Here is a 23,193-nt window from a genome sequence, read left to right on the forward strand (position 1 = left end):
GGCAGTCCGGGGTGACGGATGCCGGACCCGAGGTGGATGACCGGTTCGAGAGCTGCGCCCGGCAGCCCCGACAGGACATCCCCTAGCGGGCGCCCTCCACCCGGCGCCAAGTCGCCACCGGGCCCGGGGCCCGGTCGTCCTCGGGGGTGACCCAGAAGGCCTTCCCGAGTTCGGCGCTGAACTGGGCGCCCGTCCGTCCGTCGCCGGACGACCGGCCGGTCAGACGCCGGCCGATCCACGGAGCGAGATGCCGGCGCGCGAAGCGGAGGTCGTCGACGCGCCGCGTCGTCCACCGGGGAGGTACGGCGGCGGGAAGCGGCGTCTGCCAGTCGTTCTCGGCCGGAAGTCCCAGCGTCTGCCAGACCGATTCGGCAACTCTGCGGTGTCCCTCGTCGGTCAGGTGCAGCCGGTCGACGTCCCACAGCCGGGGATCTCCCAGCGCCGGAGCTCCGTACAGATCGACGACCAGCGCACCGTGGCGGTTCGCCAACTCGTCGACCAGGGTGAACAGCTCCTCCATGCGCGGACGGAACCGCTCCATCACCGGGCCGTTGCGACCGGGGCTGCGCATCAGCACCAGCTTCTTGCACGCCGGCGCGAGACGCTCCACTGCCTCTTCCAGCTGCCCGCGCACCATGCCCATGTCGCACTTCGGCCGCAGCGTGTCATTGAGACCGCCGACGAGCGTGACGACATCCGCCTGCATGGCGGCCGCCGCTTCGACCTGCTCGTCGACTATCTGGCGGATCAGCTTTCCGCGGACGGCGAGATTCGCGTACCGGAACCCGGGGGAGCGGGTGGCGAGCCGGCCGGCGAGGACGTCGGCCCAGCCGCGGTACGAACCGTCCGGCAGCAGGTCCGACATTCCCTCGGTGAACGAGTCGCCGACCGCGACAAGACTGGTGTAGGAGGCATTCATTTCCATGGCGATGCGATCGTATCGCGGTGGGGTCCGGCGCCTTTCAGGGAGACCGGACCGAGCCCGCCGGGCGGTGCGCGGGCCCGTGGGGTCGGCGCGTACGCCTGACCACCACACGGCCCGCACCGGCCCCGTCAGCGTCCTGGCGGCCGGCCCACCAACTCGCGCAGGACATCCTCCATCGTGACCAGTCCGGCCAGCTTGTCGTCCTCGTCGAGCACCGCCGCGAGGTGTGTGCGACTCCTTCGCAGCGCGGTCAGCGCATCGTCGAGCGGTGTCGCGGCCCGCACCCGGGCGATCGGCCGCATGGCCGTCACCGGGAACGGCACATCACGCGGTGTGGCGTCCAGGGCGTCCTTCACATGGAGATAGCCCAGGATCCGCTGCTCGCTGTCCATCACCGGGAAGCGCGAGAAGCCCGACTCGTACGAGAGCCGTTCCAGCTCCTCGGGTGTCGTCCCGACCCGGGTGGACACCACCTGGTCGACCGGCAGCACCACATCCCGCACCGGGCGACGGCCCAGCTCCAGGGCATGCCGCAGACGCTCGGCCGCGCGGTCGTCGACGAGCCCGGCGTCTCCGGCGTCCTTCACGAGACGGGCCAGTTCGTCGTCGGAGAACGTGGCGGACACCTCGTTCTTCGTCTCCACCCGCAGAAGTTTCAGGAGGGTGTTGGCGAAGGCGTTCACCGTGAAGATCACCGGGCGCAGCGCCCTGGCAAGGGTGACCAGTGGCGGACCGAGTATCAGCGCGGTCCGTACCGGCTCCGCCAGCGCGATGTTCTTCGGCACCATCTCGCCGAGCAGCATGTGCAGATACGTCGCCACGCTCAGCGCGATCACGAACGAGATCGCATGGACCAGTCCGTGCGGCACACCCACCACGTCGAAGACGGGCTCCAGCAGATGCGCGATGGCCGGTTCGGCGACGATACCGAGGACCAGCGTGCACAGCGTGATGCCCAGCTGTGCCGCCGCGAGCAGCGCCGACACATGCTCCAGACCCCAGATGACGCTCCGCGCCCGCCGGTTTCCGGCCTCGGCCTGGGGCTCGATCTGGCTGCGGCGTACGGAGATCAGCGCGAACTCGGCGCCGACGAAGAACGCGTTGGCGACCAGGGTCAGCAGACCGATGAAGAGCTGGACGGCAGTCATCGTCCGTCCCCCGCCCCGTCGTCGGAGCCGGGCAGCGGTGCGTGCAGCAGTACCCGCGCCGCGCGGCGCCCCGAGGCGTCCGCCACGTCGAGCCGCCAGCCCGCCAGCTCGATGGAATCGCCCACGGCCGGGATCCGGCCCACCTCCGTGGCGATCAGTCCGGCGAGCGTCTCGTACGGTCCTTCCGGCACCCGGAGTCCGATGGTCCGCAGCTGGTCGGTGCGGGCGGCGCCGTCGGCCGACCAGAGGGTGCGTCCGTAGGCGTCCTCACCGGCCGGTGCGAGGTCCGGCGTCTCGTGCGGGTCGTGCTCGTCGCGTACCTCGCCGACCACCTCCTCGACGATGTCCTCCAGCGTGACGACTCCGGCAGTGCCGCCGTACTCGTCGATGACCACGGCCATCGCGAGCTTGCCGGACAGCCGGTCGAGCAGTCGGTCCACGGTGAGGGTCTCCGGTACGAGCAGGGGCTCGCGCAGCATCTCCGACACGCGTGTGCGTGGCCTCTCCTCGGCCGGGATCGCCAGCACGTCCTTGATGTGTGCGACGCCGACGACGGTGTCGAGGCTGCCCCGGTAGACGGGGAAGCGGGACAGTCCGGTCGCCCGGGTGGCGTTCGCGACGTCCTCGGCGGTCGCCTGCACCTCCAGCGCGGTGACCTGCACGCGTGGGGTCATCACATTCTCCGCGGTCAGATCTGCGAGGTTGAGGGTGCGGACGAAGAGTTCCGCGGTGTCCGCTTCCAGCGCGCCTGCCTTCGCCGAGTGACGGGCCAGCGCCACCAGCTCCTGCGGGCTGCGGGCGGAGGCCAGCTCCTCGGTCGGTTCGAGACCGGCGCGACGCACGATCCGGTTGGCCGTGTTGTTGAGGTGGCTGATGAAGGGCCGGAAGACCGCGGTGAAGGCCCGCTGCGGGGTGGCCACGGTCTTTGCCATGGCGAGTGGCGAGGAGATCGCCCAGTTCTTCGGGACGAGTTCGCCGACGACCATCAGGAACACCGTGGACAGCGCCGTTCCGAGTACCAGCGCCACCGAGGACGCCACGCTCGGGGACAGTCCGGTCGCCTCCACCGGACCGCGGATCAGTTTCGCGATCGACGGCTCGGAGATCATGCCGACGACCAGGTTGGTGACGGTGATGCCGAGCTGCGCGCCGGAAAGCTGGAAGGTGAGGCTGCGCACCGCCTTCATGGCGCTTGCCGCGCCCCGCTCGCCCTGTGTCACCGCCCTTTCGAGCTGACCGCGCTCGACGGTGGTCAGGGAGAATTCGGCCGCGACGAAGGCACCGCAGGCGAGCGAGAGCAGTACCGCCACGAGCAGCAGGAGCACTTCGGTCATCGGTTCACCTCCGTCCCATGATCGGGCAGGGACAGGAGGATCGCTCGATGTCGGCGATGTCGGCTTCTACTGGGAGGCTCGCCCATGGGCGGACGCTCACACCTTTCGGGAGGACGGGTCGACGGTGTACTTATAGTAAAGGGTCGGCAAAGTCGCTCGTTCCGCGGGTGTTCGCCGACCGGACCTCGGGCCCGCAGGGGCTTGATCCACAACAGTCCCTGCCTGTGCCTACAGCGGTTTCACCCAGCGACGCCAGTGGTCCTCGCGGTGGTATCCAGCGGCGGCCCATGTGTGCTGCGCCCGTTCGTTGGCTTCCAGGACCATGGCGTCGACCCGTCGCCCGCCCAGGTCGGTGAATCGTTGTTCCGCTGCCTCCAGCAAGGCGGTGGCGATGCCTTGCCGGCGGCAGTCGGGGCGCACGGCCAGCCGGTAGGCGGAGCATCGCCAACCATCGAAACCGGCTATGACGGTTCCCGCGAGGAGACCCTCACGCTCGGCGAGAAGCAGGGCTTCGGGGTCTCTTGAGATGAGTCGGGCCACCCCGTCGCGGTCGTCGCTGATGCTGGTTCCTTCTGCGGCTTCGCTCCAGAACTGCAGCACGGCGTCGATGTCCGAGAGGTCCGCGCAACGGATGTAGAGATCACTCATTGGGTGAGCCAATCAGAACGCCGACCCGTTCGGCGAACGTTTTCCGAACCGAGAGCCACCGCCTGGACCGGCCTGCGGAGTCATGTGCGTCGTTCGATCATCGAAGGTATGGCCCCGAATCCCGAGCGCGCCCCTTTCGCGCCGCCGTCGATCGCACCGATGCTCGCCGTGCCGGGGCCGCTGCCGGTGCACGACGAGGAGTGGGCGTTCGAGGCCAAATGGGATGGTGCCCGCTGCGTCCTGACCAGCGCGGGCGACGGAACCGTGCAGTTGACTTCCCGGGCGGGCAACGACGTCACCGTGACCTATCCCGAACTGCATGCGCTCGGCGGGATCCTGCGTGGGCGGGGTGTCGTCCTCGACGGTGAGGTCGTGGTCCTGGACGCCGAGGGACGGCCCGACTTCGGGTTGCTCCAGCGCCGGATGGGTGTGGCGAACGCACGCCACGCCACTCGCCTGGCACAGCAGACCCCCGTCCAGCTCGTGGTCTTCGACGTGATGTTCCTTGACGGCCGCTCGCTGCTCACCTCCTCCTACCGCGAACGCCGCCAGGTCCTGTCGGGACTGGGGCTGGCCGGTCCGCACTGGTCGGCGCCCGGATACGTGCACGGACACGGTGCCCGGACGTGGGAAGCGGTGGTGCGCGAGGGGCTGGAAGGCGTGGTCGCCAAGAGGCTTTCCTCCCCGTACACGCCAGGGGCCCGCTCGCCCAACTGGCGCAAGACCAAGAGGGTCGAGACCCTGGACGTGGTCATCGGCGGCTGGACGCAGAGGCGGGGCGCGGCCGGGGATGTGCCGGGCGCGGTTCTGGTCGGCGTGGACACGCCGGACGGCCTGCGGTACGCGGGATCGGTGGGGTCCGGGATGTCCGAGCGTGAGCTGGGCGAACTCGCCGCGTACCTGGCGGTCCTCGCGCGCCCGACGTCACCGTTCACCGACCCGGTACGGGTGGCTGACGCGCACTGGGTCGAGCCGCGGCTGGTCGCGGAGGTCACCGCCTCGGAGTGGACCGCCGCCGGCCGTCTGCGTCATCCGGTCTGGCAACGGCTACGGCCGGACCTGACCCGCCTTGACTGAGTACCGGAGACGGCCGACGGCGGGGCGATGTGGCACCGCTGCCCCTTCCGCTCCGGAGGCAGATGCGTTTCTTCATGCCGCTTCGTACCGGTGGGCCCGCCCGCCGCGCCATTCGATCCAGTGCGGGTCGTCGAGGCAATGCTCGGCGTCGTAGATGCCCGCACGTCGGAGAAATTCGATCAGGTCGCGGTCGTCGTGGGCGAGGCCGGCGATGGCACCGTTGATGGTGACCGCCCGGCCACCGGTCGGTGCACAGCCGTGCACGACTATCGGGGGGCTCATCCCCTCAGGGTGCCCCCGCCCAGCCGCTCGCGCGCGCCGTGATTCAGGCGGCCTTGTACTGATGCGCTTCGGCGCCCTGCCACTGGACCACGGCGCGGTTGTCGAGGATCCGTTTCGGGTCGGCCAACCCGGCATCGGCGAGGAACACGATGAGGTCGTTGTCGCTGTGTGCGAGCCCGAGTCTCTCGTCGCGATTGTTGACGTGCACGGTAACGGGCCGGGCGCCGGACGGAGTGGGTGCGTGGATGGTGATCGGTGGTGCAGCCATGACTCCAGGGTGACCCCGCGCGAGGGCGGGCGCATCCGGCAGGTGCAGATGCGGGGGCCCGGTCCGGCATGAGGATCGGAGCGTGCGGATCGAAGTACGTTCGGTGACCGGAGTTGCACTCGGTCCCGCCAGGTGCCTCCTGCCAGGTCGGTCCCGCCCGGCCGGTGAACGCGCGCCACCATGCGGTCAGCTGCCGGCGAGCTCCTGGACGATCGGGCCGAACGCCTCCATGTTCGGCTCCAGCACCGTCAGGTACGAGAAGCCGTACCGCTCCCGGCGCTCCCTCAGCTGATCGGCGATCGCCCGAACCGTGCCCATGGCGAGCAGCGGGAGTGCAAGGGCCTGGTCCTCGTCGAGGTGCGATGTCAGCGGCAGCGCCTCGCGCACGGCCGCGCGACGGTCGTTGGTCGTCCGGACGAACTGGATGAGCAGATTCAGCTCGGCCGGGCTCTCCCGCGCGGCGGCGAACCGCCGGTAGGCGGCGACGCGCTCGTCGAGCTGCTCGGCGGTGAGGGGCACGAGCTTGCCGGTCCGGTCGCTCGCCGCCCCGGTGAACGCCACGATCTCCGCGAAGCGGGCTGCCAGACGCAGGACCCGGTCCCCGTTCCCACCGATCAGCAGTGGTGGCCTGGGGTGCTGCGGGGACTTCGGGACGTGTTTGTCGTCGCGCAGCAGCCGGTCCAGCTCCTCGACCGTACGTCGCAGATGGTCCACCCGTCCGCCGGGGGAGAGGAACTCGATGCCCGCCCGGTCGTGCTCCTCGCGTACGTAACCGGCGCCGATCCCCAGCTCCAGGCGCCCCTCGGTCAGCGCATCCGTACCGGCCGCCTCTCTGGCCAGCAGCGTCGGGTTCCAGAACGCGGCATTGAGCACGAAGGTGCCGACACGGGGCCGTTCCGTGGCCTCCGCGGCGGCGACCAGTGCCGGGAAGGGAGCCGGCAGGCCCAGGTGGTCGGGGACCAGGATGACGTCGTACCCGAGCTGCTCCGCGCGGCGGCAGCGGGTGCGCCAGTCCGTCCCGCCGGCCGGCGTCAGCATGTTCACTCCGAATCGAAACGGCCTTGTCATGGGCTCTCCTCGCGCCGGGTTGATCGATGGGCAGGCCACACACTCTGCCAAGGGAGAGCGTTGTCCGTATGTCGAACCGCTCCCCTTGCCTGTGCTAGCAATCCCGCGCTAGCTTGTTGGTGTGCCCAAGACTCAGCTGAACGTACGAGTGGACGAGGCCACCGCCGAGGCCGCGCGGCAGCGCGCGCTGCAGAGGGGGATGAGCGTGAACCGCTACATAGAGGAGCTCGTCAAACAGGATGCGGGCGAAGTCGGACATACTTTTGTCGAAGCCGCTGCCGACTTCATGAAGCAGTACGAGTCGGTCTTTGCCGAGGAGTTCGGCCCGGAGCGCAAAGGCACCCGTTGAACCTCCGGATCGACCTTTCCTGGCTGCTCATGGTCGCCGAGCACAAGACGCCCGGCGATCCACAGGTCGTCGACTGGGGTGCGCTCGTCGCCGCGGTCGCGCGTCATGAGGCGGAGATCTTCGGCAGCCCCGTATACAGCGACCCGCACATCAGGGCCGCCGCACTCCTGCAGTTGCTGCTCCATGTCCCCGCGCTGGAACACTCCAACGCGATGTTCGCCTCCGCCGTCGCCTACGGCTATCTCGTCGCCTCCGGGCTGAAGGTCATCACTTCGCCCGAACAGGTACGCGACCTGGCCCGGCTGGTCAAGGAGGGCAAGGCCGACGTCCGGGCCATCGCCGACGAGCTCCGCCAATGGAGCCTGTGACTCCTTTTGCGCGAGGTTTCGAAGAAGGAGCCGGCCGACGCACTGCGGGCGTTCGCGGACGAGCTGGAGCAGGAGGACCGAAGCGTCAGTCCACCACCGTCGTCCGGCGGGCCACGCCCAGCACGCACGCGGAGGTGGGGAGCCGGATCCCCCTCTTCGGCATCTTGACCCTGCGGTACTCCTCGACCACGAACCCGGCCCTCTCGATCGCGGCGAGCGTGTCCCGCGACGTGTGACACCCGCCGCACACCAGCGGCCACACCGTCCGGTCCAGTGCCCGCTGGGTCGTCGCCATGGCGCGGTCGTCGGCCCGTACATGCTCGAAGAAGCGCAGCTCCCCGCCGGGGCGCAGCACCCGGAGGATCTCCGCGAGCGACCGTTCCACGTTCCGTACGGTGCACAGCACGAGTGAGGCGACGGCCCCGTCGAACGCCTCGCTCTTCACCGGCAGCGCCTCCGCGGCAGCCGGCACGACATCCACCGGCATACCGGCACGCAGCGCGGACCGTAGCGCCAACTGCCGCAGGTACCACTCGGGTTCGATTGCCACCACTTCGGACACGGCAGGCGGGTAGTGAGCGAAGTTCAGGCCGTTCCCCGCGCCGATCTCGATGATGCGTCCCGACAGACCCGTGAGCAGATCCGCGCGGATCGCCGCCATGCCGGATCTGGTCTCGGCGGCCACGCTCATCCGGGCATAGACCCGGGCGAAGACCGGATGGTGCACCGCGTCCTTCGGGATCTTCGTGCTCCGCAGGCGCATGACAGACCTCCTCGACAGGACCGGCTCCACCGGGTCGGCTCCACCGGGTCGGCTCCGCCGGACCGCTCGGCGCGGGGGGAACCGGACCCGCCCGAAACCAACCGGAGAAGTCCGACCGGCACAGCACGGCTACTTGGATTCTCCCCCGTCCCGCGCCGCTCAGCCGCTCAGCCGGCGGCCGGATTTCCGGCCGGCTCCGCTGCGCGGCTCAGGTGATGGTCCGGCTTCCGCCCAGCTCCGCCGTCAGCCAACTCGCGGCCCGGGCGCGGAAGTCCACGGGCGCCAGCGCCCCCGCCCCGGCGGGCACCACGCCCAGCAGCGGCGCACCCGCCACCACCGGAAGATCGTCGAGATTGCAGCGGGCGGCCAGGTCCGGCTCGGCGGGCATGCTGCCCACCACCACCCCGAGGCACCCGAGCCCCCGTGCCCGCAGGGCCTCCGAGGTGAGCGCGGTCGTGTTGAGTGTGCCGAGCCCGGCAGACGTCACGACCAGAACCGGGGCGGCCAGCAGCCGGGCCGCGTCCGCGAGAGTGGCGCCTTCCTCGTCGAACCGTACGAGCAGCCCGCCCGCACCCTCGACCAGCACCAGATCGTGCTCGGCCGCGAGTTTCTCGGCCGCTTCCGCGATCTGTTCCGGGTGCACGGGCGCCATACCCGCGCGCCGGGCGGCCGTGTCCGGTGCCAATGGCTCGGGGAACCGCGCCAGTTCGAGGCCGGTGACCGCCTCGCCCGCCAGCCGGCGCACCTCGAAGACATCGCCCGGTTCTCCCGGCGCGACACCCGTCTGAGCCGGCTTGAGCACGGCCACCGAACGCCCGGCGGCGACCGCCACCGCGGCCACCGCCGCCGTGACGACCGTCTTGCCGATCTCCGTACCCGTGCCGCTCACTACCAGTACCGCCATCTCAGCCCTCCCGCGCTGCGGCGCACACCGCACGGCAGATGCGCGCCAGATCGTCGTCGCCGGTCACATACGGCGGCATCGTGTAGATCAGGTCCCGGAACGGACGCAGCCACACGCCCTCGCGTACCGCGGCCTCGGTGGCCGCAGCCATGTTCACGTCGTGATCGAGCTGTACGACGCCGATGGCACCGAGGACGCGTACGTCCCGTACACCCGCGATCGAAGGCGCACCGGCAAGACCGTCCCGCAGCCCTGTCTCCAGGCGCTTGACCTCCTGCTGCCAGTCCTGGCCGAGCAGCAGATCGATCGAGGCCAGGGCCACCGCGGCGGCCAGTGGGTTACCCATGAACGTCGGCCCGTGCGCCAGCACCGGCACCTCGCCGCGCGAGATGCCGTCCGCCACCCGTGAGGTGCACAGCGTCGCCGCCAGGGTGAGATAGCCGCCGGTCAGCGCCTTGCCGACGCACATGACGTCGGGAGAGATCCCGGCGTGTCCGGCGGCGAACAGCTTCCCCGTACGCCCGAAACCGCTGGCGATCTCGTCGAACACCAGCAACACGTCATGCGCGTCGCACGCCTCGCGCAGCGCCCGCAGATACGCGGGGGAGTGGAACCGCATCCCGCCCGCACCCTGCACCACCGGCTCCACGATCACCGCGGCCAGCTCATCGGCATGGCGCGCGATCAGGTCCCGCAGATGCTGTACGTACGCCTCGTCCGGCTGCGCGTCGAAACCGCCGGGCGGCTCGTCGGCGAAGACCTGCTGGGGCAGCGCGCCCGACCACAGCCCGTGCATGCCGCCCTCGGGGTCGCACACCGACATCGGCTGCCAGGTGTCCCCGTGGTAGCCGCCGCGCCAGGTCAGCAGACGCCTTTTGGCCGGGCGGCCGGTGGAATGCCAGTACTGCAGGCACATCTTCACCGCGACCTCGACCGACACCGAACCGGAGTCGGCGAGGAAGACATGGCGCAGCGGCTCCGGCGTGATCTCGACCAGCCGGGCTGCCAGCCGCACGGCGGGCTCATGGGTGAGGCCGCCGAACATCACATGGCTCATCCGGTCCAGCTGGCCGCGCGCCGCCTCGTTGAGCACCGGATGGTTGTAGCCGTGCACCGCCGACCACCACGACGACATGCCGTCGATCAACTCGTGCTGCCCATGGGCCGGTTCGGCGAGCCGGAGCCGTACCCCGGACGCGGACTCCACGATCAGCGGCTCCTGCCGGCCCGGCATCGGGCCGTACGGGTGCCAGACGTGGGCCCGGTCCAGGGTCCGCAGCTCCGCGGGCGAGAGGGGGTCAGGCATTGGGGGCGAGATCCGTCCCCGCGCCGCGTCGGCGGACCGCCACCAGATCCGTGCGCGCGGCCGGAGCCTCGGCGTCGACGACCGCGGGCTCGTCGGCCACGTCACCACAGGGCGCACAGCCCGCGGAGTGTCCGACGCAACCGCCGCCGGTCTCCGGTTCGGCCCCCGCCTCCGTACGGTGCCGGGGCAGCGTCGTCGTACCCGCACCCTCCACCTCGAAACCGGCGTCGGCGATCATGTCCAGATCCGCCTGTCCCGCCTGGCCCTCGCTGGTCAGATAGTCGCCCAGGAAGATCGAGTTGACCAGGTGCAGGGCGAGCGGCTGCATCGAGCGCAGGTGTACCTCGCGGCCGCCCGCGAGCCGGACCTCGACATCCGGGCAGACGAACCGGACCATCGCCAGAATGCGCAGGCAGCGCTGTGGGGTGAGGTTCCACTCCTTGGCGAGCGGCGTGCCCTCGAACGGGATCAGGAAGTTCACCGGAACCGAGTCCGGGTCCAGCTCGCGCAGCGCGAAGACGACATCGACCAGATCGGCGTCGCTCTCGCCCATCCCGGCGATCAGCCCGGAGCACGCGGAGAGCCCCGCCGCCTGCGCCTGCTGCACGGTCTCCACCCGGTCCGCATAGGTGTGGGTGGTGGTGATGTCCCCGTACGTCCCCTCCGACGTATTGAGGTTGTGGTTGTACGCGTCGGCGCCCGCCGACCGCAGCCGGCCGGCCTGCCCCTCGGAGAGCAGACCCAGGCAGGCGCACACCTCGACGCCCTCGTTCTGCTCCTTGATCGCCTCAATCGTCTGCGACACCCGGTCGACGTCCCGGTCGGTCGGACCGCGGCCGCTCGCCACCAGACACACACGCTTCGCGCCGCCCGCCACCCCGGCGGCGGCGGCCTTCGACGCCTCGGCCGGCTTCAGCCAGGTGTACTTGAGGATCTCGGCCTTCGAGCCGAGCCGCTGCGAGCAGTACGAGCAGTCCTCGGGGCAGAGCCCGGACTTGAGGTTGACCAGATAGTTCAGCTTCACCCGCCGGCCGAACCACTGGCGGCGTACCTTTCCGGCCGCGGCCACCACTTCGAGCAGATCGTCGTCGGAGGTCGCCAGCACGGCGAGCGCTTCTTCTCGGGTCGGCAGCTCGCGCCGCAGCCCCTTGTCCACCAGCGTGTTCAGGAGGTCCATGGCGATGATCCTTACCTACTCCACCGCCCTCAGCCAAGGAGGAACCGGACAACAGAGCCAGCAGAGGGTGTGTGTATTGCCACACCATGCCCGGCTGCGCCCCCGGTTAGGGTCTGTGAGCTGCCTACAAAAGGGACCGTGCCATGCCCTTCGCCCCGTTCGACTGGATCGACGACGAGGCCCGCCGCCGTGCGGACGCCGGACTCGTCCGCACGCTCCGCCCCCGGCCCGCCGAACCGGAACTGCTGGACCTCGCGAGCAACGACTACCTGGGTCTCACCCGGCACCCCGAGGTGACCGAGGCCGCCGCCGAGGCCGCGCACCGGTGGGGTGCGGGCGCCACCGGCTCCCGGCTGGTCACCGGCTCCACCGCACTGCACGCCGGACTCGAACGCGAACTGGCCGCGTTCTGCGGCTTCGAGGCGGCCCTGGTCCTCTCCTCCGGCTACGCGGCCAATCTCGCCGCGCTCACCGCTCTCACCGGCCGTGGCTCCCTGATCGTCTCCGACGCGGGTAACCACGCCTCCATCGTCGACGGATGCCGGCTCTCCCGGGCCGAGACCGCCGTCGTACCGCATGCCGACCCCGAGGCCGTCGCGAAGGCGCTGCACGCGCACGACGGCCGCGCCCTGGCCGTCACCGACTCCGTCTTCTCCGTCGACGGTGACGCCGCACCGCTGCCCGAGCTGGCCGACGTCTGCCGCGCGCGGGGGGCCGCGCTGCTCGTCGACGACGCGCACGGGCTGGGCGTGCTCGGGGAAGGCGGGCGCGGCGCGCTCGCCGCCGCCGGTCTCGCGGGTGGCGAGGGGATCGTCGCCACGGCCACCCTCTCCAAGTCCCTGGGCAGCCAGGGCGGCGCGGTCCTCGGACCGGCCCGGGTGATCGACCATCTGGTCAACACGGCCCGTACGTTCATCTTCGACACCGGGCTCGCACCGGCCGCTGCGGGCGCCGCCCTCGCGAGCCTGCGTCTGCTGCGCCGCGAGCCGGAGCGGGCAGGCAGGGCCCGTACGGTAGCCACCGCCCTGTACGAACGACTGACCGCCGCGGGGCTGACCACGGTGCGCCCCGACGCCGCCGTCGTCTCGGTCCGGGCGCCTTCGGCGGACGCGGCGGTGCGCTGGGCGGCCGACTGTCGTACGGCCGGGATCGCGGTGGGCTGTTTCCGCCCGCCGTCGGTCCCGGACGGCATCTCGCGGCTGCGGCTCACCGCCCGCGCCGATCTGACGGAAGCGCAGATCGCGAACGCGGTGGAGACCGTCCTGCGGACGGCTCCGGCGGCCTGACCGGAGCCGCGAAACGGCCGGCCGGCCGGTCCGTCAGCCGGCCGGACCGTCGGTCAGGCCGGAGACGAACGACTTCCAGGCCGCCACCGAGAACCGCAGCGGCGGCCTGGACACGTCCTTGGAGTCCCGCACGGCAAGCCGCTCCTGGCCGAACGGCGCTGCTTCCACACAGTTGTTCATCCCCGTGCTGCGGCTGCTGCGCCGCCACCGTAACTCGTGCTCTGCGAGGCGATCGGACATCGGGCCCCCTCGGGCAGTCTGAGGTTCCTGGTGCCCCTCCCGGCAATCCCTGCCGGTCGCGGCACTAACCGTCGCGGTCGATCGCGGCGATCAGGTCCAACGAGTGCTCCGGCGACAGCGCGTGTGCCTGCATCGTGCAGAAGGCCGAGCTGTACGCCTCAAGGTCTTCTTTCCGTTCCAGGTAGAGGCTACTCGTCAAGTGGTCGAGAACGACCACATCCAGATCAGAGGTGTTCGGAAATGAGAAGATAACGAAAGGTCCGGTGAGGCCCATGTACCCACCTACCGAGAACGGCATCAACTGCAGTTCGACGTGTGGAAGTTGGGCGACCCGAATCAGATGGCGCAACTGATTGCGCATCACCAGGCGCCCGCCGACCTCCCGCCGCAGCACCGCCTCGTCGAGCACCGCGGTCAGCCGTAGCGGCGGATCGGTCCGGAGCACCCCCTGCCGGGCGAGCCGCACCTCCACCAGCGAGTCCAACTGGCCGGCGGGCAGTCCGTCCAGCGAAGCACGGGTCACCGCACGCGCGTAGTCGGCGGTCTGCAGGAGCCCCGGCACCACCGAGGTCTCCAGCGTGCGGGCGGTTCGGGCCTGGGACTCCAGACTGATGAAGTCCCGGTACTGGGGTGGGATGAGACCGCGGTAGGCGTGCCACCAGCCGGTTCCACCACCGCCCGCCGAGCCCGCGAGCGTCTCAAGGAGCGTCCGTAACTGTGGGTCGTCCAGACCGTAGGCATCCAGCAGCCGACTCACATCGGCCGGTCTCACACCGCTGGTACCGGTCTCGATCCGACTCACCTTCGACTGATGCCAACCGAGCAGCTGTGCCGCGTCGCGACTCGTCAGTCCGGACGTGTGGCGCAGACTCCGCAGCTCCTCCCCGAGCTTGCGGCGGCGCACCGCGGGACCGTGCTGCATACCGGCCTCCCTCCCTCTCGTGCCGAGGGGCCATCTTGCCGCCCATGTGCGGTGTTCGGGGCCCGAGTTCACCGCTTCGAGCGACAGATATATGCATATCTTGGTGGATCGCCGTCATGGAGGGCCGCATCAGTGGCAGTCTGGCGCGAAGCGCATCCCGGGTCGATCGCGAGTCGGTCCGGGCGGGAAAAGGACGGCTCGCCATGGCAGACCATCAAGAAGCAAGCGTCACTCTGCCGAGCGAGCCGCTCTCGGTCTCCTCGGCCCGCAGGTACGTGGCGGAAGTGCTCGCCGACTGGGGTCTCCCCGATGACACGGAGACTGCCGACGCCATCCGGCTCATCGTCTCCGAGCTCACCACCAACGCCGTCCAGCACACCTTCGGTCAGTCGCCCACCTTCACCGTGGACCTGCGGCTGGAGCGGGAGGAGCAACTGCATCTCGGGGTGACGGACAGTCATCCCCGCTGGCCCCAGCGACTGCCCGCCGCCGTGCGGCAGGACAACGGGCGCGGCATGGTGATCATTCGCTGTCTGGCCAAGGAATGCGGCGGACGCCTCACGGTCACGCCGACCGCCGAGGGAGGCAAGACCGTCTGGATCGAGCTCCCCTGGACGCTCCCCGTCCAGACCTGACCGCCGTCCTCGCGGACCCGGACTCAGGTCCGGCCGTCACGTTTCCATCAGCCGGCAGCCGGCAGCCGGCAGTCGGTGGCGTCGCCGGTCGTCGCGACGCACGGTCACTGCCCAGCAGCCCTGCCGAAGCCGCCGCGCAGCAGTGCGCAGAGCGTCGCGGCCGCCCCACTCGCCCGGTCGCCGTGGTGCACCACCGAGATGGTCCGCCGGAAAGCCGCGGGTTCCAGCCGTCGCACGGACAGGGGCGTCGGCGCCATGGCGGCGACCATCTCAGGCACCACCGCCATCCCGATCCCCGCACTGACCAGGGCGCACACCAGCGCATAGCCCGGTGACTCGCACACCACGGCAGGTGTCGCCCCCGCCTCGGCCAGGGCGTTCTCCACCCCCCGGCGGGGCGGATGGGCCGGAGCGCTGCTGATCAGCGGCCGGCCGGCCAGTTCCGTCACCGGCAGTCGCCCCGTTCCCCCGGACAGCATCTGTCCGACCGCCGTGATCAGCAGCAGCTCCTCGACCAGCAGCGGTTCGACGCAGAGGCCGGACGGCAGCGGCACCGCGGACGCCGGCTCGTACGCGTGGGTCAGCGCGAGATCGACCTCGCCCGCGGCCACCGCCGCGATTCCGTCAGGTGGCTCGTAGTCCGCGACGGTCAGTTCCACGTCGGGGTGGGCGCGGCGGAAGGCGCTCAGTACGGGCGGCAGCAGATGGACGCCCGCGGTGGTGAACGTGCCGACCCGGAGGCGTCCGCCGGAGAGCCCGGCGAGCCGGGTCAGTTCGTGCCGGGCCTGGTCCATCTCGTCGAGGACTCGTCGGGCGCGTACGACCAGCAGCTCGCCCGCGGCCGTAAGACGCGCGCCGCGGTGGTGGCGGACCAGCAGCGTGGCGCCCGCCTCCCGCTCCAGCTTGGCGAGCTGCTGGGAGAGCGCGGGAGCGGTGTAGCCGAGCCGGGCGGCGGCGCGCGTGATCGAACCGGCCTCGGCGACCGCCACCAGTGCCGAAAGGCGTGTCGGGTCGAACATTAAGCGTTCCTTTTGGCCCACCCAGAAGATTGCAAGTACATGGTGAAGGCTACCGCGGTCCATGGTGGACCCATGGATGCACAACTGATCGCCTTCATAGGGGTCGCCGCCGGGATGGTGGCACTGCCGGGCGCCGACTTCACCGTGGTCGTACGGAACGCTCTCGCCTCACGCGTGGCCGGGGTGGCGACGGCGCTCGGCGTTGCCGGCGGACTGCTCGTCCACACCGCGCTGGCCGTCGCCGGGCTCGCGGCGGTTCTGGTCACCGTGCCCGCGCTGTTCCGTACCGTGCAGATTCTCGGCGGGGCGTACGTCCTCTATCTCGGGATCAGCGCCCTGCACGCGGCACGGCGCCGGACCACGGACGGGGGCTCGGACGCGGACTCGGGCTCGGACGCGGGGCGGGCCGGTCGGCCTTCCGTGACCGGAGCCCGACGCGCGCTGCGCCAGGGCTTTCTGACCAACGCCCTCAATCCGAAGGCGCCCGTGCTCTTTCTCAGCCTGCTGCCGCAGTTCGTTCCGGACGGGCAGCCGCCCGTGCCCCGGACCCTGCTGCTGGCCACCGTCGTCGTGCTGCTCGCGCTGATCTGGTTCCCGGCCGTGGCACTCCTGGTGGACCGCCTGGGCCGGTGGCTGCGCCGGCCGCGTGCCGCCCGCGCCATCGAGGGCGGCAGCGGCGCGGCGCTCACCGCGCTGGGGCTGGCGTTGGTCACCGGGCCCCTGCTGCACTGACCGGCGGAGGTGACCGGCAGCCCAAAAGGCGGAAGAGGCGGAGGTCAGCGGACCCGTCCGTACCAGACACTCCTCGTCCAGATCTTCTCCAGCCGCACCACGGCGCCGGTCTTCGGCGAGTGCCAGATCCTGCCCCTACCGGCGTAGATCCCCACGTGGAAGACGCTGGGCCCCCAGTGGAAGAAGACCAGATCGCCGCGGCGCCGCTGTGAGGCCGAGATGTGCCGGGTCTTGTTGTACTGCTGCTGGGCGGTGCGGGGGAGCTTCTTGCCCACCCTTTTGAACGCGTACATCGTCAGACCCGAACAGTCGAAGCGGTGGGGACCCGTGGCCCCGTACCGGTACGGCGATCCCTTCTTCGACGCGGCGATGTTGAGCGCCTTCGCCGAACGAGCCACGGCCTGGGCTTCGGCCACACTGCCGGGGGCGATCACGGAGCCGCCGACGGCGGCGAGCGTCAGAACCGTGGCGGTGCCGGCCCGGGTGAGCAGAGACGGGACATGAACCTGCGCACTCATGCGCAACCCTTCGTCAGCCGCCTGTGAAGGATGACCTGTCGGGTTCGGGCTGGCGAAGTTGCCCGGCCGCATTCGGCGGCTTCACCCCGAGGGTCGACCGGATGTCCGGTCGACCCGTTGTGCTCGGGTCCTCCACTCCTGCCGATCCACTTCTGTCGACCAGGCATCCGGGCGGCGGCAGGACTCGGCGTCCACCCGGACCGCCCCGCCGCGGTGGCGGGGGCTTGTCGTCCCACGGATCTTGACTCACCGAGTGCCGGATTTCCTAGGATTGGTAGCGATATGGAAGATTAGTCGTGATTGATCCGTACGGGTGGGTACGGTAGTTCTGTGAACCCGGCGGATCGCCCCGACCGGTCCCGTACCAGCGGCGGAAGAGCAGAGTCCGTTCACCGGTCACGCCGGAGGCGCAAGTTGAATAATCCCTCGCGCGGGGGATCTCCTACGCCGAACGAGCGAGGAATTTTGATCAGGCCGCCGGGCGTGTCGCGGAAGGGAGTTGATCAACTCGTCTGGGCAGGGGGCACGGTGACCCGCCGGGCCCGCCGCTCCCCGTCCAACACGCGGAGCGCCCGCGCCAAGGTGGCGGCGTGGATCTGCCCTTCACCGCGCTCGTGCATCAACGCGAGTGCGTTCCGCAGGCCGACGGCCCGAGAGGCGAGTGCCTGCGCCGCGCGCAGCGCGCCGTAGGTGTCGCTGCCGTGGGCGGGGTTGATCCGCCCCAACTGGTCGAGCACTTCCAGGTAACAGTCGATGAACTCGCCCTCGGCGCGCGTCAGTGCGGGCAACGGCGGGAACTCCGGTGGCTGCATCGGGTGTTCACCTCGCACCGTTCGGCGGGAGCGAGGTCTTGCGGTTCTCCAGTACGTGGTCCACCAGGCCGTACGCCTTGGCGCCCGGGGCGTCGAGGATGAGATCGCGCTCGATGTCCGCGGCGATCCGCTCGGCAGCTCGGCCGGTGTGACGGGCCAGCAGGAGGGTGAGCTGCTCACGGACGCGGATCAGTTCCCGTGCCTCGATCTCGAGATCGGACGGCTGGCCCTGCAGCGGCTCGGGAAGCGCGGGCTGCTGCACGACGACCCTGGCCCCGGGGAGGGCGTGCCGCCGGCCGGGGGCACCCGCGGCGAGCAGCAGGGCCGCGCTGGAACCGGCCTGTCCGAGGCAGAAGGTCTCCATCTCGCAGGTGAGGTACTCCATCGTGTCGTAGATCGCTGCCATGGCGTCGAACGAGCCGCCGGGGGAGTTGATGTAGAGGGAGATGGGGCGGTCGGGTGCCGCGTGTTCCAGGTACATGAACTGCGCGATCAGGTCGGTGGCGGCGGTGTCGTCGACCGGGGTGCCGAGGAAGACGATCCGTTCGGCGAGCAGCTTCGAGTACGGGTCGAGGGTGCGGGTCCCGTCGGTCGTGCGCTCGGTGAACTCGGGCAGTACGTAACGGGCGGCAGGGCGGAACATGATGAAGCCTCTCCTCCGGTGTCTGCGTCTGCGTGCGGCCTGCATCAGCGTCTGTAAAAAATGTACAGGACGTACAGAAGGTTATGATGGGGACTATGGCCTACGAGATTCCGGTGACGCAAGCCCGAGCTGAGCTCGCCGAACTGATCAACCGCGTCGTCTACGGCGGCGAGCGAGTCGTGGTGACCCGGCACGGCAAGCCGCTGGTGGCGCTCGTTTCGGCCGCTGACCTGGAGCGACTCGAGAACGAAGAAGCGGCTGCCGAGGAACAGGTGATCAGCTCGGTCTCCTCGATCGGCTCCGCCGCGTCCGCTCCGGGCGAACGGCGGCGCTTCGGCATCGCGGCGGAACACCGGGGCGGACCGACCCGGGCAACTGACGGCCTGTGACCCCGCGGTGAGGTCGCCGGACGCCCGTCGGGTACCCCCGGCCCCGGCGGTGTCACCGCGCGGCCCGGCCCGGCCGCGCCCCGGTGACGCAGCGACTCCGTGACCCGTAAAGCAAGAGCGCCGCGCACCCCCGTCCGCTACAGGCGGGGGTGCACGGCTGCTCGGGAGGGGCGCTCAGCCCGCCAGGGCCGGCTCCGGGGCGCCGGATGCGGGGGCCGCTGTCGTGGGTGTCCGGCGTCGGCCCCCGACGAGGACCGCGGTCAGTCCGGCCGCCGCCCACAGGCCGAGTGTCAGCGCCGCGCCGCCTGCCGCACTGCCGTCGAAGAAGGCGACCGACCGCAACAGCGACCCGCCCGCCCCCGGTGGCAGCAACTGCCCGACGGCGCCGAGCGGCTGAGGCAGCAGCTCGGGTGCGCTGGTGATGCCGGAGAACGGGTTGCCCAGCAGCACCATCAGCAGGGCGCCGAGCCCGACCCCGGACAGGCCGATCAGTGCGGCAAGCCCGGCCACGGTCGCGCCGATGGCCAGCACGGTGAGCCCGAGCGCCCCGGCCTCGGTCCACCAGTCGCCCGTGATCGCCCCGAGCCAGCTGCCCGTGAGGGCTGCGGCGGCGATCCCGACGAGCGCGGCGACGCCGATCAGTGCCCCGGCGGCCCGGCCGCCGCGCAGCCTCAGCATCGTGACGGCGGATCCGGCGGCGACACCCGCGATCGCCAGCGGCAGGATGCTCGCGCCGAGCGCGCTGCCGCGCGGATCCCCGGCAGGAGCCGCCACGACATCGGTGACCCGCACCTGGCTGCCGGCCAAGGCCCGGGCGGTGACGGCCTCGCGGAGCAGCTGGGCCACCATCGGGCTCGCCGCCGAGGCGGTCAGCAGCTGCGGCCCCTTCGGTGTGATCACGACCGCGCCGTATACGACCCGGTCCTCGATGGCGGCGCGGGCTTCGGCCCCGTCATCGAAGCGGTGGATCTCGAAGGCGTCCCGGTGCTGCTCGAGCTGCTGCTGGAGCCGGTCGGCGGCCGGTGCGGAGCCCGCGATGCCCAGAGGGAGGTTCCGTGGTGCGATCCGGGCGGCGGGCCAGGCGAAGGCCCAGAGCGCGATGGTCACCACCACGGGGATCAGGAGGACGACCGCCACCATGCGGCGGTTCGGAGTGGTGGACATGGAGGGCCTCGATTCAAAGAGAAGGATCGTTCGTTTTATGGGCGGCCACACTGTCCTCCGGTGCGGCGTCTTGTCAAGAAAGAACGTTCGTTTTAGATTGGGGCCATGGCTCGCGTATCCCAGGCACACCTCGACGCCCGCCGTCGGCAGATCCTCGACGGTGCCGCACGCTGCTTCGCGCGGAACGGCTTCCACGGCACCTCCATGCAGGACGTGCTGCACGAGGTCGGGCTCTCGGCGGGTGCGGTCTACCGCTACTTCAGCGGCAAGGACGACCTGATCGCGGCCATCGCCGGAGAGGCGGTCGGCGGTGTCCGGCAGGCGTTCGAGGAGGCGGCCCGGGTCGGTCCGCCACCCGCCCCCGATGTCCTGATCGGCCGCGTGACGCGGACGCTGTTCAGCGGCGAGACCCACGGAATGGACCGACGGGCCTACGCCGGGCTGATCGTGCAGGTGTGGTCCGAGACCCTGCGCAGCGAGCGGCTCGCCGCCACCCTCGGCGAGGCGTACGGAGGGCTGCGACTGGCCTGGGCCGAGCTGGTCGAGGTCTACCGCGAGGCCGGCATTCTGACCGCCGACGTGCCGTCCGATCATGTGGCCCGCACCCTGATCGCCACCGCCCAGGGATTCATCGTGCAGTTGGCCATGTTCGGGGACACCGCGCCCGAGGTGCTGGAGAACGGCCTGCGCGGCCTGATGTCCATGGACCTGCAAAAGATCAGTTAACGCGCCGGAAAAACTTCCGTCCTAACGTGCAATACCTCGGCGTGAGACACCGGTTCTGAGTTCAACAGTCTGTTGAGCGCAGTTAATGTCTCGCTGCGCCCAGTACCGGTACTGGGCGGAAGACTGTGAGGTGGAAGCGTTGCAACTGACCCCGCACGAGCAAGAACGGCTGCTCATCCATGTGGCCGCCGACGTGGCGGAGAGGCGTCGGGCGCGTGGACTGCGGCTCAACCACCCCGAAGCGGTGGCGCTGATCACCGCGCATCTGCTGGAGGGCGCCCGCGACGGCCGTACGGTCTCCGAACTGATGGCGTCCGGGCGGAAGGTACTCACCCGCGACGACGTCATGGACGGGATCCCCGAGATGATCCACGACGTCCAGGTCGAGGCCACCTTCCCGGACGGCACCAAGCTGGTCACCGTCCATGATCCGATCGTCTGACGGGGCGCCGCCGATGATTCCCGGAGAGACCCTCCACGCGGACGGGACCGTGCCGCTCAACCCGGGCCGCCCGGTCACCCGCCTCACCGTCCTCAACGCCGCCGACCGGCCCGTCCAGGTCGGCTCGCACTACCACTTCGCCGAGGCCAACCCCGGCCTCGAATTCGACCGTCGGGCCGCCCACGGCCTGCGGCTGAACATCGCCGCCGGGACCGCGGTCCGCTTCGAGCCCGGCATCCCCGTCGACATCGAACTCGTGCCCCTCGCCGGACGGCGCATCGTCCCGGGCCTGCGCGGCGAAACCGGAGGTGCCCTCGATGGCTGAGCTCAACCGCGTCGTGTACGCCGATCTGTTCGGGCCGACCACCGGCGACCGCGTCCGGCTCGCCGACACCGATCTGCTCGTCGAGATCGAGGAGGACCGCTCCGGTGGCCCCGGACTCGCCGGCGACGAGGCGGTGTTCGGCGGTGGAAAGGTGATCCGCGAATCGATGGGGCAGGCGCGCACCACCCGGGCCGAAGGGGCTCCCGACACCGTCATCACAGGCGCCGTCATCATCGACCACTGGGGCATCGTCAAGGCGGACATCGGCATCCGCGACGGCCGGATCACCGGCATCGGCAAGGCCGGCAACCCGGACACGATGGACGGCGTCCACCCCGACCTCGTCATCGGCCCGGAGACCGAAATCATCGCGGGCAACGGCAAGTTCGTGACGGCGGGCGCTGTCGACGCACACGTCCACTTCATCTCGCCGACCATCGTCGACCAGGCGCTCTCCGCCGGTGTCACCACGCTCGTCGGCGGCGGCACCGGCCCGGCCGAGGGTACGAAGGCCACCACGGTCACGCCGGGCGCCTGGCATCTCGCCCGGATGTTCGAGTCACTGGAGTCCTACCCCGTCAACATCGGACTGCTCGGCAAGGGCAACACGATGTCCGGCGACGCTCTGTGGGCCCAACTGCGCGGTGGGGCCCTCGGATTCAAGATCCATGAGGACTGGGGTGCCACGCCCGCCGTCATCGACGCCTGTCTGAACGTGTGCGACGAGAGCGGCGCTCAGCTCGCCATCCACACGGACACCCTCAACGAGGCCGGCTTCGTGGGCGACACCCTCGCCGCGATCGCCGGCCGCTCCATCCACGCGTACCACACCGAAGGTGCCGGCGGCGGGCACGCGCCGGACATCATCACCGTGGTCTCGGAGCCGTACATCCTGCCCAGCTCCACCAACCCCACCCGGCCGCACACCGTCAACACCATCGAGGAGCACCTCGACATGCTGATGGTCTGCCACCACCTCAACCCGGCCGTCCCGGAGGACCTGGCGTTCGCCGAGTCGCGGATCCGGCCGTCCACCATCGCCGCCGAGGACGTCCTCCACGACCTCGGAGCGATCTCGATCATCTCCTCCGACTCCCAGGCGATGGGCCGCGTCGGCGAGGTCGTCCTGCGCACCTGGCAGACCGCCCATGTGATGAAGAAGCGCCGCGGCCCCCTGCCCGGCGACGGGCGGGCCGACAACCACCGGGTGCGTCGCTATGTCGCCAAATACACCATCAATCCGGCCGTCGCCCAGGGGCTCGACCAGGAGATCGGTTCCGTCGAGACAGGCAAACTCGCGGACCTGGTGCTGTGGGACCCGGCCTTCTTCGGCGTCAAGCCGCAGACCGTCATCAAGGGCGGACAGATCGCATACGCGCAGATGGGCGACGCCAACGCGTCCATCCCCACCCCGCAGCCGGTGATGCCCCGGCCGATGTTCGGCGCACTCGGCCGGGCACCCGCCGCCAACTCGCTCAACTTCGTGGCGAGCGCGGCCATCGAGGACCGGCTGCCGGAACGCCTCGGACTCGGCAAACGCTTCGTGCCGATCACCAGCACCCGGGGGGTCACCAAGGCGGACATGCGGGAGAACGACGCGCTGCCGCGGGTCCAGGTCGACCCGGACAGCTTCGCCGTGACCATCGACGGCGAACCGGTCGAACCCGCGCCGGCCGCCGAACTCCCCATGGCCCAGCGTTACTTCCTCTTCTGAGACAGGCCA

Annotated in this window: 29 protein-coding genes and 1 riboswitch; of the genes, 11 read left to right on the forward strand and 18 right to left on the reverse strand. The window is 70.4% G+C overall.

Going from position 1 to position 23,193, the window contains the following annotated elements; genetic code table 11:
* Positions 1-82: 82 nt before the first annotated feature.
* The 4 genes from OHB49_RS35175 to OHB49_RS35190 form a co-directional block, all read right to left on the reverse strand.
* Complete coding sequence (locus OHB49_RS35175) at positions 83-925, reverse strand: SGNH/GDSL hydrolase family protein (RefSeq protein ID WP_329164930.1); 843 nt, start codon at positions 923-925, stop codon at positions 83-85.
* Positions 926-1,053: 128 nt separating this feature from the next.
* Positions 1,054-2,073, reverse strand: coding sequence for a hemolysin family protein (locus OHB49_RS35180; protein ID WP_030976398.1), 1,020 nt, complete (start codon positions 2,071-2,073; stop codon positions 1,054-1,056).
* The gene (locus OHB49_RS35185; RefSeq protein WP_329164932.1) at positions 2,070-3,407 is read right to left on the reverse strand and encodes a hemolysin family protein; all 1,338 of its coding nucleotides are present in this window, start codon (positions 3,405-3,407) and stop codon (positions 2,070-2,072) included. The genes OHB49_RS35180 and OHB49_RS35185 overlap by 4 nt, the downstream gene beginning before the upstream one ends.
* Before the next feature lie 228 nt (positions 3,408-3,635).
* Complete coding sequence (locus tag OHB49_RS35190) at positions 3,636-4,055, reverse strand: GNAT family N-acetyltransferase (protein WP_329164933.1); 420 nt, start codon at positions 4,053-4,055, stop codon at positions 3,636-3,638.
* A gap of 108 nt (positions 4,056-4,163) precedes the next feature.
* Between OHB49_RS35190 and ligD the strand changes: the two genes are divergently transcribed.
* Positions 4,164-5,132 (forward strand): non-homologous end-joining DNA ligase, encoded by a 969-nt coding sequence (gene ligD / locus OHB49_RS35195; RefSeq protein ID WP_329164934.1) that lies wholly within the window; start codon positions 4,164-4,166, stop codon positions 5,130-5,132.
* Positions 5,133-5,204: 72 nt separating this feature from the next.
* Here ligD and OHB49_RS35200 read toward each other — a convergent pair whose 3' ends face one another.
* From OHB49_RS35200 to OHB49_RS35210, 3 genes are all read right to left on the reverse strand, one after another.
* Positions 5,205-5,414: a hypothetical protein gene (locus OHB49_RS35200; RefSeq protein ID WP_030976406.1), complete on the reverse strand. Its 210-nt coding sequence runs from the start codon at positions 5,412-5,414 to the stop codon at positions 5,205-5,207.
* A 43-nt stretch (positions 5,415-5,457) separates the two neighbouring features.
* On the reverse strand, positions 5,458-5,682 hold the full coding sequence (locus tag OHB49_RS35205; protein WP_030976408.1) for a hypothetical protein: 225 nt from the start codon (positions 5,680-5,682) through the stop codon (positions 5,458-5,460).
* Between the two features lie 186 nt (positions 5,683-5,868).
* Positions 5,869-6,750, reverse strand: a complete 882-nt coding sequence (locus tag OHB49_RS35210) for an LLM class F420-dependent oxidoreductase (protein ID WP_030976410.1) — start codon at positions 6,748-6,750, stop codon at positions 5,869-5,871.
* 121 nt (positions 6,751-6,871) lie between these two features.
* Here OHB49_RS35210 and OHB49_RS35215 point away from each other — a divergent pair, with 121 nt between their 5' ends.
* Together OHB49_RS35215 and OHB49_RS35220 are read left to right on the forward strand one after the other, a co-directional pair.
* Complete coding sequence (locus OHB49_RS35215; RefSeq protein WP_030921856.1) at positions 6,872-7,099, forward strand: hypothetical protein; 228 nt, start codon at positions 6,872-6,874, stop codon at positions 7,097-7,099.
* The gene (locus OHB49_RS35220) at positions 7,096-7,467 is read left to right on the forward strand and encodes a hypothetical protein (protein ID WP_030921860.1); all 372 of its coding nucleotides are present in this window, start codon (positions 7,096-7,098) and stop codon (positions 7,465-7,467) included. The genes OHB49_RS35215 and OHB49_RS35220 overlap by 4 nt, the downstream gene beginning before the upstream one ends.
* Positions 7,468-7,552: 85 nt before the next feature.
* On the opposite strand, the gene OHB49_RS35225 is transcribed toward OHB49_RS35220, so the two are convergent.
* The 4 genes from OHB49_RS35225 to bioB form a co-directional block, all read right to left on the reverse strand.
* Positions 7,553-8,230 carry a class I SAM-dependent methyltransferase gene (locus OHB49_RS35225; protein WP_329164936.1) on the reverse strand — a complete coding sequence of 226 codons (678 nt, stop codon included), beginning with the start codon at positions 8,228-8,230 and terminating at the stop codon, positions 7,553-7,555.
* Positions 8,231-8,438: 208 nt separating this feature from the next.
* On the reverse strand, positions 8,439-9,134 hold the full coding sequence (gene bioD / locus OHB49_RS35230) for a dethiobiotin synthase (RefSeq protein ID WP_329164937.1): 696 nt from the start codon (positions 9,132-9,134) through the stop codon (positions 8,439-8,441).
* Position 9,135: 1 nt separating this feature from the next.
* On the reverse strand, positions 9,136-10,440 hold the full coding sequence (locus OHB49_RS35235) for an adenosylmethionine--8-amino-7-oxononanoate transaminase (RefSeq protein ID WP_329164938.1): 1,305 nt from the start codon (positions 10,438-10,440) through the stop codon (positions 9,136-9,138).
* A complete protein-coding gene (gene bioB / locus OHB49_RS35240; protein ID WP_329164939.1) occupies positions 10,433-11,617 on the reverse strand; it encodes a biotin synthase BioB in 1,185 nt (394 codons plus the stop codon). Before bioB ends, OHB49_RS35235 begins: the two co-directional genes overlap by 8 nt.
* Positions 11,618-11,760: 143 nt before the next feature.
* Between bioB and OHB49_RS35245 the strand changes: the two genes are divergently transcribed.
* Positions 11,761-12,903, forward strand: coding sequence for an 8-amino-7-oxononanoate synthase (locus OHB49_RS35245; RefSeq protein WP_329164940.1), 1,143 nt, complete (start codon positions 11,761-11,763; stop codon positions 12,901-12,903).
* Between the two features lie 33 nt (positions 12,904-12,936).
* On the opposite strand, the gene OHB49_RS35250 is transcribed toward OHB49_RS35245, so the two are convergent.
* Both OHB49_RS35250 and OHB49_RS35255 read right to left on the reverse strand, forming a co-directional pair.
* On the reverse strand, positions 12,937-13,143 hold the full coding sequence (locus OHB49_RS35250) for a DUF397 domain-containing protein (protein WP_030976423.1): 207 nt from the start codon (positions 13,141-13,143) through the stop codon (positions 12,937-12,939).
* A 64-nt stretch (positions 13,144-13,207) separates the two neighbouring features.
* Complete coding sequence (locus OHB49_RS35255) at positions 13,208-14,065, reverse strand: helix-turn-helix domain-containing protein (RefSeq protein WP_329164941.1); 858 nt, start codon at positions 14,063-14,065, stop codon at positions 13,208-13,210.
* Between the two features lie 203 nt (positions 14,066-14,268).
* Here OHB49_RS35255 and OHB49_RS35260 point away from each other — a divergent pair, with 203 nt between their 5' ends.
* The gene (locus tag OHB49_RS35260) at positions 14,269-14,700 is read left to right on the forward strand and encodes an ATP-binding protein (RefSeq protein ID WP_329164942.1); all 432 of its coding nucleotides are present in this window, start codon (positions 14,269-14,271) and stop codon (positions 14,698-14,700) included.
* A gap of 104 nt (positions 14,701-14,804) precedes the next feature.
* Here OHB49_RS35260 and OHB49_RS35265 read toward each other — a convergent pair whose 3' ends face one another.
* Positions 14,805-15,719 carry a LysR family transcriptional regulator gene (locus OHB49_RS35265; protein ID WP_329164943.1) on the reverse strand — a complete coding sequence of 305 codons (915 nt, stop codon included), beginning with the start codon at positions 15,717-15,719 and terminating at the stop codon, positions 14,805-14,807.
* A gap of 72 nt (positions 15,720-15,791) precedes the next feature.
* Here OHB49_RS35265 and OHB49_RS35270 point away from each other — a divergent pair, with 72 nt between their 5' ends.
* Positions 15,792-16,451 (forward strand): LysE family translocator, encoded by a 660-nt coding sequence (locus tag OHB49_RS35270; protein WP_329164944.1) that lies wholly within the window; start codon positions 15,792-15,794, stop codon positions 16,449-16,451.
* 44 nt (positions 16,452-16,495) lie between these two features.
* Here the strand turns inward: OHB49_RS35270 and OHB49_RS35275 are convergent, their stop codons facing one another.
* From OHB49_RS35275 to OHB49_RS35285, 3 genes are all read right to left on the reverse strand, one after another.
* The gene (locus OHB49_RS35275; protein WP_030976433.1) at positions 16,496-16,969 is read right to left on the reverse strand and encodes a C40 family peptidase; all 474 of its coding nucleotides are present in this window, start codon (positions 16,967-16,969) and stop codon (positions 16,496-16,498) included.
* A gap of 3 nt (positions 16,970-16,972) precedes the next feature.
* A riboswitch (cyclic di-AMP (ydaO/yuaA leader) is annotated at positions 16,973-17,145 on the reverse strand.
* Positions 17,146-17,472: 327 nt separating this feature from the next.
* Positions 17,473-17,781, reverse strand: a complete 309-nt coding sequence (locus tag OHB49_RS35280; RefSeq protein WP_030976435.1) for a hypothetical protein — start codon at positions 17,779-17,781, stop codon at positions 17,473-17,475.
* 7 nt (positions 17,782-17,788) lie between these two features.
* The gene (locus OHB49_RS35285) at positions 17,789-18,424 is read right to left on the reverse strand and encodes an ATP-dependent Clp protease proteolytic subunit (protein WP_329164945.1); all 636 of its coding nucleotides are present in this window, start codon (positions 18,422-18,424) and stop codon (positions 17,789-17,791) included.
* Between the two features lie 95 nt (positions 18,425-18,519).
* Between OHB49_RS35285 and OHB49_RS35290 the strand changes: the two genes are divergently transcribed.
* A complete protein-coding gene (locus OHB49_RS35290) occupies positions 18,520-18,813 on the forward strand; it encodes a type II toxin-antitoxin system Phd/YefM family antitoxin (protein WP_030976439.1) in 294 nt (97 codons plus the stop codon).
* Positions 18,814-18,987: 174 nt separating this feature from the next.
* On the opposite strand, the gene OHB49_RS35295 is transcribed toward OHB49_RS35290, so the two are convergent.
* Complete coding sequence (locus OHB49_RS35295; RefSeq protein ID WP_329164947.1) at positions 18,988-19,977, reverse strand: ABC transporter permease; 990 nt, start codon at positions 19,975-19,977, stop codon at positions 18,988-18,990.
* 105 nt (positions 19,978-20,082) lie between these two features.
* On the opposite strand from OHB49_RS35295, the gene OHB49_RS35300 reads away from it, so the two are divergent.
* From OHB49_RS35300 to OHB49_RS35315, 4 genes are all read left to right on the forward strand, one after another.
* Positions 20,083-20,703 (forward strand): TetR/AcrR family transcriptional regulator, encoded by a 621-nt coding sequence (locus tag OHB49_RS35300; protein WP_329164948.1) that lies wholly within the window; start codon positions 20,083-20,085, stop codon positions 20,701-20,703.
* A 139-nt stretch (positions 20,704-20,842) separates the two neighbouring features.
* Complete coding sequence (locus OHB49_RS35305; RefSeq protein ID WP_199919267.1) at positions 20,843-21,145, forward strand: urease subunit gamma; 303 nt, start codon at positions 20,843-20,845, stop codon at positions 21,143-21,145.
* Positions 21,146-21,158: 13 nt separating this feature from the next.
* A complete protein-coding gene (locus tag OHB49_RS35310) occupies positions 21,159-21,470 on the forward strand; it encodes an urease subunit beta (protein WP_329166741.1) in 312 nt (103 codons plus the stop codon).
* Positions 21,463-23,184: an urease subunit alpha gene (locus tag OHB49_RS35315; protein ID WP_329164949.1), complete on the forward strand. Its 1,722-nt coding sequence runs from the start codon at positions 21,463-21,465 to the stop codon at positions 23,182-23,184. Before OHB49_RS35310 ends, OHB49_RS35315 begins: the two co-directional genes overlap by 8 nt.
* Positions 23,185-23,193: the final 9 nt, after the last annotated feature.

Source organism: Streptomyces sp. NBC_01717 (assembly GCF_036248255.1).
GTDB lineage: Bacteria > Actinomycetota > Actinomycetes > Streptomycetales > Streptomycetaceae > Streptomyces.

Bases quoted from the DNA above. Each gene is read 5' to 3' on its own strand.
- OHB49_RS35185 (WP_329164932.1), bottom strand. From the start codon at position 3,407: ATGACCGAAGTGCTCCTGCTGCTCGTGGCGGTACTGCTCTCGCTCGCC.
- OHB49_RS35250 (WP_030976423.1), bottom strand. From the start codon at position 13,143: ATGTCCGATCGCCTCGCAGAGCACGAGTTACGGTGGCGGCGCAGCAGC.
- OHB49_RS35280 (WP_030976435.1), bottom strand. From the start codon at position 17,781: ATGCAGCCACCGGAGTTCCCGCCGTTGCCCGCACTGACGCGCGCCGAG.
- OHB49_RS35200 (WP_030976406.1), bottom strand. From the start codon at position 5,414: ATGAGCCCCCCGATAGTCGTGCACGGCTGTGCACCGACCGGTGGCCGG.
- OHB49_RS35270 (WP_329164944.1), top strand. From the start codon at position 15,792: ATGGATGCACAACTGATCGCCTTCATAGGGGTCGCCGCCGGGATGGTG.
- bioD (WP_329164937.1), bottom strand. From the start codon at position 9,134: ATGGCGGTACTGGTAGTGAGCGGCACGGGTACGGAGATCGGCAAGACG.
- ligD (WP_329164934.1), top strand. From the start codon at position 4,164: ATGGCCCCGAATCCCGAGCGCGCCCCTTTCGCGCCGCCGTCGATCGCA.
- OHB49_RS35265 (WP_329164943.1), bottom strand. From the start codon at position 15,719: ATGTTCGACCCGACACGCCTTTCGGCACTGGTGGCGGTCGCCGAGGCC.
- OHB49_RS35210 (WP_030976410.1), bottom strand. From the start codon at position 6,750: ATGACAAGGCCGTTTCGATTCGGAGTGAACATGCTGACGCCGGCCGGC.
- OHB49_RS35285 (WP_329164945.1), bottom strand. From the start codon at position 18,424: ATGTTCCGCCCTGCCGCCCGTTACGTACTGCCCGAGTTCACCGAGCGC.
- OHB49_RS35245 (WP_329164940.1), top strand. From the start codon at position 11,761: ATGCCCTTCGCCCCGTTCGACTGGATCGACGACGAGGCCCGCCGCCGT.
- OHB49_RS35190 (WP_329164933.1), bottom strand. From the start codon at position 4,055: ATGAGTGATCTCTACATCCGTTGCGCGGACCTCTCGGACATCGACGCC.
- OHB49_RS35225 (WP_329164936.1), bottom strand. From the start codon at position 8,230: ATGCGCCTGCGGAGCACGAAGATCCCGAAGGACGCGGTGCACCATCCG.
- OHB49_RS35260 (WP_329164942.1), top strand. From the start codon at position 14,269: ATGGCAGACCATCAAGAAGCAAGCGTCACTCTGCCGAGCGAGCCGCTC.
- bioB (WP_329164939.1), bottom strand. From the start codon at position 11,617: ATGGACCTCCTGAACACGCTGGTGGACAAGGGGCTGCGGCGCGAGCTG.
- OHB49_RS35290 (WP_030976439.1), top strand. From the start codon at position 18,520: ATGGCCTACGAGATTCCGGTGACGCAAGCCCGAGCTGAGCTCGCCGAA.
- OHB49_RS35300 (WP_329164948.1), top strand. From the start codon at position 20,083: ATGGCTCGCGTATCCCAGGCACACCTCGACGCCCGCCGTCGGCAGATC.
- OHB49_RS35315 (WP_329164949.1), top strand. From the start codon at position 21,463: ATGGCTGAGCTCAACCGCGTCGTGTACGCCGATCTGTTCGGGCCGACC.
- OHB49_RS35295 (WP_329164947.1), bottom strand. From the start codon at position 19,977: ATGTCCACCACTCCGAACCGCCGCATGGTGGCGGTCGTCCTCCTGATC.
- OHB49_RS35235 (WP_329164938.1), bottom strand. From the start codon at position 10,440: ATGCCTGACCCCCTCTCGCCCGCGGAGCTGCGGACCCTGGACCGGGCC.
- OHB49_RS35275 (WP_030976433.1), bottom strand. From the start codon at position 16,969: ATGAGTGCGCAGGTTCATGTCCCGTCTCTGCTCACCCGGGCCGGCACC.
- OHB49_RS35180 (WP_030976398.1), bottom strand. From the start codon at position 2,073: ATGACTGCCGTCCAGCTCTTCATCGGTCTGCTGACCCTGGTCGCCAAC.
- OHB49_RS35310 (WP_329166741.1), top strand. From the start codon at position 21,159: ATGATTCCCGGAGAGACCCTCCACGCGGACGGGACCGTGCCGCTCAAC.
- OHB49_RS35175 (WP_329164930.1), bottom strand. From the start codon at position 925: ATGGAAATGAATGCCTCCTACACCAGTCTTGTCGCGGTCGGCGACTCG.
- OHB49_RS35255 (WP_329164941.1), bottom strand. From the start codon at position 14,065: ATGCAGCACGGTCCCGCGGTGCGCCGCCGCAAGCTCGGGGAGGAGCTG.
- OHB49_RS35205 (WP_030976408.1), bottom strand. From the start codon at position 5,682: ATGGCTGCACCACCGATCACCATCCACGCACCCACTCCGTCCGGCGCC.